This is a genomic window from Paenibacillus sanguinis 2301083 = DSM 16941 (assembly GCF_000374825.1).
Taxonomy (GTDB): Bacteria; Bacillota; Bacilli; order Paenibacillales; family Paenibacillaceae; genus Fontibacillus; species Fontibacillus sanguinis.
The window spans coordinates 116,964-128,025 of record NZ_KB895378.1 but is presented as its reverse complement, the minus strand read 5'-3'; the positions used below and the strand labels follow the sequence as shown (position 1 = coordinate 128,025).

Annotated in this window: 7 protein-coding genes and 1 riboswitch; all 7 genes read left to right on the top strand. The window is 51.9% G+C overall.

Translation table 11 applies throughout. The annotated features are described in order from the left end of the window. Positions 1–80 precede the first annotated feature (80 nt). Positions 81–845 carry an SDR family NAD(P)-dependent oxidoreductase gene (locus tag C557_RS0106680; protein ID WP_018751065.1) on the top strand — a complete coding sequence of 255 codons (765 nt, stop codon included), beginning with the start codon at positions 81–83 and terminating at the stop codon, positions 843–845. A gap of 227 nt (positions 846–1,072) precedes the next feature. Further along, positions 1,073–1,840 carry a methionine ABC transporter ATP-binding protein gene (locus C557_RS23090; RefSeq protein ID WP_240472935.1) on the top strand — a complete coding sequence of 256 codons (768 nt, stop codon included), beginning with the start codon at positions 1,073–1,075 and terminating at the stop codon, positions 1,838–1,840. A 10-nt stretch (positions 1,841–1,850) separates the two neighbouring features. Further along, positions 1,851–2,513: a methionine ABC transporter permease gene (locus C557_RS0106670; RefSeq protein WP_026263335.1), complete on the top strand. Its 663-nt coding sequence runs from the start codon at positions 1,851–1,853 to the stop codon at positions 2,511–2,513. Between the two features lie 31 nt (positions 2,514–2,544). Continuing rightward, positions 2,545–3,426 (top strand): MetQ/NlpA family ABC transporter substrate-binding protein, encoded by an 882-nt coding sequence (locus tag C557_RS0106665; RefSeq protein ID WP_018751062.1) that lies wholly within the window; start codon positions 2,545–2,547, stop codon positions 3,424–3,426. Between the two features lie 143 nt (positions 3,427–3,569). Then, a riboswitch (FMN riboswitch) is annotated at positions 3,570–3,737 on the top strand. A gap of 126 nt (positions 3,738–3,863) precedes the next feature. Further along, positions 3,864–4,919, top strand: a complete 1,056-nt coding sequence (locus C557_RS0106660) for a DMT family transporter (protein WP_018751061.1) — start codon at positions 3,864–3,866, stop codon at positions 4,917–4,919. A 272-nt stretch (positions 4,920–5,191) separates the two neighbouring features. After that, on the top strand, positions 5,192–6,103 hold the full coding sequence (locus tag C557_RS0106655) for a helix-turn-helix domain-containing protein (protein ID WP_018751060.1): 912 nt from the start codon (positions 5,192–5,194) through the stop codon (positions 6,101–6,103). Between the two features lie 581 nt (positions 6,104–6,684). Continuing rightward, positions 6,685–10,491 (top strand): choice-of-anchor I family protein, encoded by a 3,807-nt coding sequence (locus C557_RS23085; RefSeq protein ID WP_020608492.1) that lies wholly within the window; start codon positions 6,685–6,687, stop codon positions 10,489–10,491. Positions 10,492–11,062: the final 571 nt, after the last annotated feature.

Below are 11,062 nucleotides of genomic sequence, written 5' to 3'. Positions count from 1 at the left end.
TTTTTCTTTGCAGGGAGGTCCAAGGCATTATAAACTGAAGGCAGTTGCTGAAGTTGGACAAGAGAAAAGGAGGCACATTCATGCTTACAATCGATTTGTCAGGGAAGGTAGCTCTGATTACTGGAGCCACGGGCCAGTTGGGACGGGTGATGACGCGTACGCTAGCCGCTTGTGGGGCGAAGGTCATCATTCATTTTATGAGCAATGAAGCCAAGGCGCAGGAATTGCTGCAAGAAGTGGAGCAGTCCGGAGGAGCAGGGATGATGGTCCGGGGCGATATCACCAAGGAAGCGGACATGGCAGCTATTCGGCGGCAGGTTCAGGCAAAGCTTGGCGACCCGGATATTGTGGTAGCGAACGCGGTTATTCAATATGGTTGGACCTCTGTTCTGGAACAGTCCGCCGAGGATTATGTCAGTCAATTTGCATCCTGTGTCCTGCAAAGTGTCTTTTTAGCCAAGGCCTTTGTCCCGGGAATGATCGCCAAGAAGCAGGGAAGATTCATCGGCATTAATACGGAATGCGCCATGCAGAATTTCCCGACTCAATCCGCCTATGTAGCGGGCAAGCGAGGCATGGATGGTGTGTACCGCGTGCTTGCCAAGGAGGTTGGAGAGCATGCGGTGACGGTGAATCAGGTAGCACCGGGCTGGACGATTGGCGAGCGGGACCGCAACTTGTCGGAACGCAATGACGCAGATTATATAGACGGCGTTCCGCTTAAGCGGCGTGGTGAGGACCAGGAGATCGCCAATATGGTAGCCTACCTGGCATCCGATCTGGCGGCATTTATTACAGGGGCTTATATTCCGGTCAACGGCGGCAATGTGATGCCAGCTATTTAGAATTCAGAATATGGTTATCGGGAAGACTGGTAGCGCAAGGATAAGGGAGATACCTTAAGCCTTGCGCTTTTTTTGTTGTTACTCCTTCATTGAATTATTAAATATATATTAAAAATTGGTGACACAGGTTAAATGATAAGCTATAATTTACAGGTGTAAAATAGATGTAACAGTGGTTTGAAATAAGTGATACAGGATAGCGGTTCCTGAGGAAGGGGAAGATGCATATCATCACTTTGGAGCATGTCAGCAAAACCTATAACCTGCAGGATGGTGTGCTGGAGGCGGTGCAGGACGTGTCTTTGCATATTCCGAAGGGAACGATACACGGCATTATTGGAGTCAGCGGTGCAGGCAAGTCGACCCTGCTGCGGATGATGAATGGACTGGAAGTCCCCGATCAGGGTCTGGTAACCGTGATGGGTCAGACGTTGTCCGGGTTGGATGAAGGTCAGCTGCGGCAGTTGCAGCGGTCCGTGGGGATGATTTTTCAACAGTTTCATTTACTCGGCAACCGGACGGTTGGCGGTAACGTTGCTATCCCTCTTGAATTGTCCGGTGTTCCCAAACGGCAAAGAGCCGAGCGGGTGCGGGAATGCCTGCGGTTTGTAGGACTTGAGGATAAGATCAGCCAGTATCCGGCAGGGCTAAGCGGAGGCCAGAAGCAACGGGTGGCGATTGCCAGGGCGTTAGTAAGCCGCCCAGAGCTTCTGCTATGCGATGAACCCACTTCCTCGCTGGACCCGAAGACCACCGCCGAAATTCTGGAGGTGCTGCTTCATATTCACCATTCGTTAGGTGTGACCATTGTGATTGTTACCCACGAGATGGACGTAGTACGAAGTATCTGCCGGGAGGTATCCGTGATGGAGAACGGACGGCTGACCGATGCCTTTGCCTTGAAGCCGGCAGAGCTTGAGCCGGGCCAGCAGCTGCCATTTACTGCTTCTTACCGGGAGCAGCTGCTGGGGAGAACGGAGGGGCGCGGTGTTTGACGTAGCCTTAATGTGGGAGAGCTTCCTGCAATATCGCTCTCAGATTGGCGAGGCGATTGGCGAGACGTTCATTATGGTCGGGATTGCGATGCTGGCCGCAGTCTTGCTAGGGCTTCCGACGGGAACGCTGCTGTTCCTGACCGGCAAAGGGCAGCTCTACGAGAACAAGCTATGGTCCAATCTCTTGAATGGTTGTGTCAACGTCATTCGTTCGTTCCCGTTCCTGCTGCTGGTGGTGTTCATGATTCCGCTTACCCGGCTGATTGTCGGCACAGCGATTGGAACGCTGGCCGCCTCTGTTCCACTGGCGGTTGTGGCGATAGCTATTTATGCCCGGTTTGTCGAGCAGTCGCTGCTGGATGTGCCACGGGGGGTTACCCAATCAGCCCGCTCCATGGGGGCCTCGCCGCTGCAAATCGTATTTAAATTTCTATACGTGGAGGCGCGCTCCGGCCTGGTGCTGGGTCTTACCTCTTCGACGATCAGCTTCATCTCCTACTCGACGGTGATGGGGGTGGTCGGGGGCGGGGGAGTGGGTGACTTCGCTATCCGCTACGGCTATCAACGCTTTGAAACAGAGCTGATGACCGCGGTGATTCTGATTATGATTATTTTGGTGCAAGGCATTCAATTTACCGGCAATACGCTATCCCGGTGGCTGGATAAGCGTTGATCCGAATTATATTTGGAGGGAGATAAACAACATGAGAACAGGAAAATGGCTGATCCCGCTACTGGCGATCATACTGGTGCTTAGCGCTTGCGGAAATACGAACGGGGGCGCTGAATCGCAGACTAATAGCAAGCAGGCGGGAGGGAACACCGGGGTAACTGGCGCCGATGCTGCCGAGCCAGCAGATAGCTTGACGACATTGAAGGTAGCCTCGCTGATTCCGCCAATGACAGATATGCTTGAACTGATCAAGCCGCAGCTTGAGGAAGAGGGCATTGCTCTGGAGATCGTTGTCCTGTCCGACAATGTTCAGCCAAACGATGCACTTGCTAATAACGAGGTGGATGCGAACTTCTTCCAGCACGTACCGTATATGGAGCAATACAATGCCAGCAAAAATACAGAGCTGGTGGCTGTTCAGCCGGTGTATCATGCTGTATATGGCGCTTACTCCAAACGTTATCAATCCATAGATGAGCTGCCGGACGGAGCCACAGTGGCGATTGCCAGCGACCCGTCCAACCTGGCTCGTTCCCTGATTATGCTGGACCGGGCAGGGGTGATTAAGCTGAAGGATAACAACAACCTGCAAGCGACACAAGCCGATATCGTGGAGAATAAGCATAACTTCAAGTTTGAAGAAGTGGACCTGCTGATGTTGGCCCGGATGCTGGATGATGCCGACCTGGTGCTGATGACTCCGGCCTATGCCAGTCCGGTGGGGCTTACTCCCAAGAAGGATGCGCTGTTGACAGAAACGACTGAATCCGCCTTTGCCATTACATTGGTGGCCCGCGAGGATAACAAGGATTCAGAGCCGATACAGAAGCTGGCGAAGGCTCTTTCCGGTCCGGAGATCAAGCAATTTTTGGAGGACAACTATGGGGAGATCGCTCTTCCTGCCTTTGAATAAACGTTGCTGAGCTAATGTTCTGAAGATTAGGCTTGCCGGAAATGGGCAAGAGGAATATAATTAGTTTGTGATTTTTGTAACAGAGTGATATTTAATTCATAAGGTATGATAATAGCAACTTGAGTAATCAAAATTTAAATGAATATGGTCTTCGGGGCAGGGTGAAATTCCTGACCGGCGGTGAGGCTGTTTGCAATATGAATGATGCAAGCAGTTCAAGCCCGCGACTCGCAGTGGTCCTTGAGGATGACTGCGACTGACTTGGTGCGAATCCAAGGCCGACGGTATAGTCCGGATGAGAGGAGATCAAACAAGCAAAGTTTGAACAAGGAGCCATGCGCTCCTGACAGGCTTATTTGGTCAGCCCCCGCAAAGCCCAGCAATGGCGCTACGGGGGTTTTCTGCGTAGACCCCATATTCAAGAAGGGGATAGTATCATGAAGAAGGCAAATATCAGTGGCCTAAGCCAAGCTAGTACAGCGAATGTCAACTTGCAGGCTGGTGGCAATACGGGGGCTCTGCCTGGTGCGGTTGGCGCAGGCCAGCGCACATCGTCTCAAGGAACTGCAGAACGAAAATCGCGGAGCGGATTCTGGCTGGTGGTATTGGGTGCAGCCCTGTGGGGGGTAGACCCGCTATTCCGGATTATCCTGCTTAAATCGCTCACCTCGGCTCAGATTGTGTTGGTCGAGCATATAATTATCGCTTTAATCGTCTTTCCGGTGCTTTGGAGGAATCGTTCGGACTTTAAGGGAATTGGCTGGCGGCAAGGCGGCGCCCTGCTGTTCCTCTCCTGGGGCGGCTCGGCCATGGCCACTATTCTGTTCACCACAGCGCTTGCTAGCGGCGATGTCAATGCTGTACTGTTGCTGCAAAAGATGCAGCCGTTATTCGCCATCATCCTGGCCAGCTTATTGCTTAAGGAGAAGCTGCCGCGACATTTCTTCGGTTTGCTGGTTATCGCATTGGCTGGCACGTATCTGCTTACCTTCGGATTTACAATGCCGATCGGCCATCTGCACGATTTTGTGCAGATAGGAAGCTTGCTTTCGCTGGGCGCCGCAGCCTTGTGGGGCGGCTCCACCGTTATGGGTCGACTGATGGTAGGCCACATGAAGTATGAAACGGTGACCTCGCTGCGCTTCGTCCTGGCGTTGCCCTTGCTGCTTGCGATCACCTGGAACGAAGGAGCGGCCTGGAACTTGCCGCAGGGCGCCTCGCAAATGGCTGCATTGTCGCTGAATATGCTGGGCCAGGCACTGCTGCCTGGATTGCTGAGCTTGCTCGTATACTATAAAGGTCTGACTACGACCAAGGCCTCGGTCGCTACGCTCGCTGAGCTGAGCTTCCCGATGGTTGGCGTATTGGTCAACTGGGTGGCCTTCCAGGAGATGATTACGGTCGCTCAGGCTATCGGGTTTATGCTGATCTGGGGAACGTTGTTCCTGATCTCCCGCCAGAGTAATCCGCCAGAGTTACAGGCAAAGCGATAAACAGAAGAACCAGCCTATCGGTTGAGATAATTAAGAAGCCCATCAAATTTGCCGGACGGCAAGCGTTGATGGGCTTTTCTTGGCTTCCCCAAGTGGCTGGCCTCCTGTCTATTTAGTGATAGATATGATAGTTTAATTGTAACCAGCTATTTCGCCTTAAACCCATGCCCAAACGGCTAAGTCATTTACCCAAAATGAGCATAGCGGGAGCAGGCGTCTGGCATAAGTCTCAAACTATAGGCGTAATGAATATACAGGCAGGAGGAAGAAGGATGATAAAGCCTGAAATTACGGAATTTATGCTGCCGGATATGGACTCTACCTTTAAAATATTTGCAGCTCATTTGCGCACTGTCACCGGAGAGTGGTCCTACCCGAAGCATAGTCATCCGCTTTTTGAAGTGAATTTACTGCTGGAAGGCTGTCAGGAGATCGTCGTGGGAACAAAGCGTTATGTTCAGGAGGCTGGAGACCTTCTGCTACTTCGCCCAGAAGAAATTCATGAGAGCCGGGCGCTGGGGTCGGAGCCAATGACATACTACTGCTTGCACTTTGATGTCGATGAGCGCATGTTGCGAGAGCTGCTGTATCGCCAGGAGCCGGCACTGTACACCGCAGATAGTCCCCTGTCCCGGCTTGTCCGTCCTAGTCTGGATAGGCTGATTGAACTTACCTCACATGGGGCAGATGCAAGGCTGGCGGACAAGATGAGAACGTTGGCGGCGGTGTTCGAGCTATTCGCCGGTCTAAGCGAAGGGCTTGCTGAAAATGAAGAAGGCGGTGCAGCCATTCGGATGAATCGGCTTGCGGCAGAGATTGCGTCAGGTCTGGAACGCTGTGTAGAAGAGGCGGCTGTTCGCGGGGAGGGAGTCACTTTGCAGGAAACTGGAAGCGCTGCCGACGATCGAGAAGTACAGGAGACGGTCGCCGCAGTGACGGCCGGATTGGGTTATAGCCCCTCGTCCTGCAACCGGATATTTCGCAGTGTGTACGGCATGTCCCCACGCCAGTATTTATCCGCGCTGAAGCTGAAGAAGGCCAAGCTGTTGCTGCTGGAGCCGCAATTATCCGTAGAATCGGTATCGCTGCGGCTCGGCTATAAAGACATTGCCCATTTCAGCCGCCAGTTCAAGCGCTGGACCGGGGAATCCCCCCTAAAGTTCCGTGGAAAATTTCATGTTTAGCCCGTGATTTGTCCAGATTTTCAGAATCAAAACAAAAACCAGAGGTTGACATGATCCATTCTTTGGGAGCAAATCAAAAACGAATATACCTCTAACCGGAAATCCTCATGCTAATTCTCCTGTATTTCACCAAATATCACATATAACGGGAAAAACTCATGCTAATTTTTGGCTTTTCCCCAAAAATCGCCCATTTTATGATGATTAGCATGAGGAAATCCATATAAATCCCCGATTTCTAGTGGATTTGAGCCATTAACGGGAGTTTTTCCCTATAAAAGAAGAGGAATCCCCGAATAGAACCTGGGAACCAGCGGTATTCAGCGAATTCTTGGGATTCGTGCAATGCGCCTTATAAGTCTTGCTAACGATCAACCGCTAATTTTTAGATTGAGCTGATTTTCAAGGTATATAAGTGGGAATAAAAAAGGCAAAACAAGCAAGCGAGAAAAATGATGTCTAAAGAAGCTTATGAAGTAGATTAAATTTTACATAAATCAGTATGAATTATAGGACTTGCGATAACATTCTCCTGTTATAATTCCCAGGAATGATCTTTGAACATTTGGGGAGGAATCAGGTTGAAGAAGAGTCGCAAGGTATTTTCTTTATGTATGGCCGCATCGATTGCTGTATCGTTGATCGGACCGGTTGGGGGAGCCGCTGCTGCAGAAACGGCGAAGCTGGCACAGGATGCTGCTGCGGACAAGCTGCCAGCCGCTTTGCAGAACCCTGCATCAGATGCGCTTGGCATCAGGAAAATCGCTTCCTATTCAATAGGAACCTCTAGCGAGGATGGCGGCGTGGCCGAAATTGTCCGTTACAATCAGGATAATGGGAAATTTTATGTAATCAATGGTTCATCCGAGCCGCCAAGCATCGATATCGTTCCGCTGAAGACATCCGGTCAACTTGGCAAAGAGGCAACGATTAACGTCCAGGCCTTGGCTGAACAATCCTCAGGGTTCAAATTTGGCGACTTGACGAGCATCGATATCAATACGACAACCAAGCAAATTGCGGTGGCTGTGCAGGAAGCTGACGCCAATAAGGCGGGCAAAATTCTTGTATTGGATTATGCCGGCAAGCTGGTGAAGGAATATGCAGCCGGGATACAGCCTGATATGGTCAAATTTACATCCGATGGCCGCTATATTTTGACTGCTGATGAGGGCGAGCCGCGTGTGAAGGGCATTGACCCTGAAGGTAGTGTTACAGTGGTAGATACGAAGGAGAACCGAATTACACATGTGAAATTCGACGACCCAACCGTAATTGATGACAAGGTGCATATTCGCGGCACCGCCAATCAGGCCGGAATCATTGCGGGAGGCGGCTCAAAGGCCGATGCTGTGACTGATTTGGAGCCGGAGTATATCGCCCTTTCCTCTGATGAGAAGACGGCCTACGTATCACTTCAGGAGAACAACGCGATGGCTGCAATCGATATTGCTGCAGGAAAGGTCCTATCCGTGAAGGGATTGGGCTTCAAGGATCTGAGTGATCCAAGGAACTCCCTTGATCTGGTGGAGGACGGAGAGATTCGTTTGGAGAATGTGCCGTTTTCTGGCATGTACATGCCAGATGGGATTGATGCCTATACGATAGGTGGGAAGACGTATCTCTTCACGGCTAATGAGGGCGATGCCACCGAATGGGATGGGCGCGTTGGGGTGACGAAGCTTAAGGATTTGGCCGGACTTAACCCCGACTCCAGGGCAGCTCAGTTTCTGAAGGACAAAGGTGAATCCTATGAGGACGTAGAGGTAGCCACGGATATGGGGCCGAACGGTGTTTACATGTACGGTGCCCGCTCCTTCTCAATCTGGAATGCTGATGATATGAAGCAGGTCTATGACAGTGGCAACGAGTTTGAGAAGATAACCTCCGAGCGTCTGCCAGATGTCTTCAACTCCAATCACAGCAAGGTGAATAAGGACAAGCGGAGCCCCAAGAAGGGACCTGAACCCGAGTATATTACGGTGGGCGAAGTGGATGGCAAGCTTTACGCCTTCACCGGTCTGGAGCGCATCGGTGGTGTGATGGCCTACGATGTAACCAACCCTGAGAAGCCGCAATTTGCCGCCTATCTGAATCCACGGGATTTTACCAAGAAGCTGGATACGGACACGGGACCGGAAGGGCTGGAGTTTATTCCGGCCGAGGCTAGTCCTACAAAACGTCCATTGCTGCTCGTAGCCAATGAGGTAAGCGGCACGGTAGCGGTGCTGGAATTGGGAGCCCCTAAGGCACAGAAGCCGGCTTCAGGAGAGACCTGGAAGCTTACGGTAATGCACACGAATGATACGCATGCCCATCTGGCTGAGGTAGCCAGAAGAGCAACGCTGGTGAAGCAGATTCGGGCTGAGGAAAAGGATAGCCTGCTGCTGGATGCCGGGGATGTGTTCTCGGGAGATTTGTATTTTACCAAATGGTTTGGCTTGGCGGATCTGGCCTTCATGAATATGATGGGCTATGATGCGATGACCTTCGGAAACCACGAGTTTGATCAAGGAACGGGCGCGCTGGCCGAGTTCGTGAAGAAAGCTCAATTCCCGCTGGTCAGCTCAAATATTGATTTCAGCACCAATCAGGACATGCTGCCATTGCTGAAATCGCCAACGACCCTGGATGCTGCAGCACCTAAAACAACAGCGCAAGCTGGTGTCTATCCTTACGTGGTGCTTGACGTGAATGGTCATCAGGTAGGTGTATTTGGCCTGACTACGGAAGATACCGCGGAGACGTCCAACGGTGGCAAGGAAGTGAAGTTCAATGATGCAACCGCTTCGGCTGCTGCAACCGTGGCCGCGATGGAGAAGGAAGGCTTGAATATCATCATCGCTCTGTCGCATCTTGGCTATGCACGGGACCAGAAGCTGGCCCTTGATGTGGAAGGCATTGATCTGATCGTGGGCGGTCACACTCATACGAAGCTGGATGCTCCGCAATTTGCGGTGGATGATGTGCATGGTACGCCAACGGCTATCGTGCAAGCCAATGAATGGGGTAAGTTCCTGGGACGTGTGGATGTGGTCTTTGACAGTGAAGGAGTGGTATTGACAGGCCCGGGACAAACAACCGGACATCTGATCGCTGTTGATCCGAAGCAAGTCACTGAAGATGCTACAGCGAAGGAAGTGCTGGCTCCTTATAACGAGGAACTGGAAGAACTGAAGAAGCAGCCGGTAGGTCAAGCAGCTGTGGTGCTGGATGGTGTACGTGAAAACGTGCGCTCCAAGGAAACCAATCTAGGGAACCTGATCGCCGACGGGATGCTGGAGAAGGCTCGTCAATTGAAGGAAGCGGATGTGGCTCTGATGAACGGGGGCGGTATTCGCGCCCTGATCGATGAGGGCGAGATTACGATGGGTGAGTTGCGTACGGTTATGCCTTTCGGCAACACGCTGTTCGTGCTTGATGTGACCGGTCAACAGCTTAAGGACGGGCTGGAAAACGGGGTGAGCGGCGCCAAGTCGGACGATCTGCCCGGGAAATTCCCGCAAATCGCAGGTATGACTTTCAAATGGGATCCGGCACAACCGGAGGGACAACGGGTGTTCGATGTGCAGATCAAGCAAGAGGATGCTTATGTTCCACTTAATCCTTCGGCAAAGTATCGCCTGGCAACTAATAGCTTTGTAGCAACGGGTGGTGATGGTTATGCTTCCTTTGCTCAAGCGATTGAGCAAGGGGCGTATCACGAAGATCTGGGATATCCCGATTATGAAATATTTATGGAGCATGTGGAGCGGCTGGGCGGTTCAGTAAATCCACTGGTGGAAGGTCGGATCACCGAGCAAGCGAAGCCTGCCGGAGCAACCGATGAATCGCCGTATGCTCATCTGGAAGGGCATTGGGCCAAAGCTGCTGTGGAAGCATTGAGCGCCAAAATCCCGAGCCTTGCAGATCATGGGAGCTTTGTACCGAATCAGGCTATCAAGAGAGGCGAATTCGTCTCTTGGCTGGCAGCAGGTCTCGGTCTGCAGCCGGATGCGGCGGCAAATTCCTACACGGATGTGAGTGGGGAAATGGCTGGGGTTATCGGGGCAGCGGTCAAAGCGGGCATCCTTGCGGGCGGCAAAACGCGATTTGCGCCTGAAGATACGCTTGGCCGTGCGGACATGAGCGTTATGATTGCTCGTGCCCTGCGTTATGCCCAGGCGGCTGATGACAAACCGGCACAACCGGCTACGGCTGCTTTGAACCGTTACAAGGACCAGGCGTCCATTCCGAGTGAGGCGGCGGCCGATATCGCTTGGCTGACGGAGCAACATATTCTCCAGGGCGATCAGCGTCAGCTCTTTGGAGCGAACGAGCGGGCAACCCGCGCTCAAGCTGCCGTGATTCTCGTGCGCTTGCTGCAAGCATTGGACATCATTCAATAAGTTCATAGCAACTACTTGTTGCAGGAACCATACAGACTGCGGTCTGTATGGTTCCTTTGTTTTTTCTACGAGAGATAAGGGCCGGGAGCACCTGGCCGGGAATGTTCGGGGAACTGTCACAGATCGCAGGGAGAAGCTGACGGGCAGCGGCAAATCTATCGACGACTTTATCTTAGTATGTTATTATGAGAGTCTGATAACGTATTAACGAACTAAAGCGTCGGTCGCTGAATTTGACGAAGGTTGGATGAAGCTAGGGGCTGAGTAGCGGAGCGTACGTAGTGGGTACGTGAGCAACTCAAATGTTTCTGAAAGAAACATACTACGGAAGCATATGCTTGGCCCGGGTGAATTCAAGATTCGACGTCGAACTTACTTCTTGAACAGCTTCGTCCTGGGAAGACGATTTTTTGAACAACCTCTATAAAGTGCGAGTTCAAAAAATCGGGTTTACAGGACCGAGAAGGTTGGATGAAGCTTGGGGCTGAGTAGCGGAGCGTACGTAGTGGGTACGTGAGCAACGGAAGTTCCGGGTGAATTCAAGATTCGACGTCGAACTTACTCCTCGAAC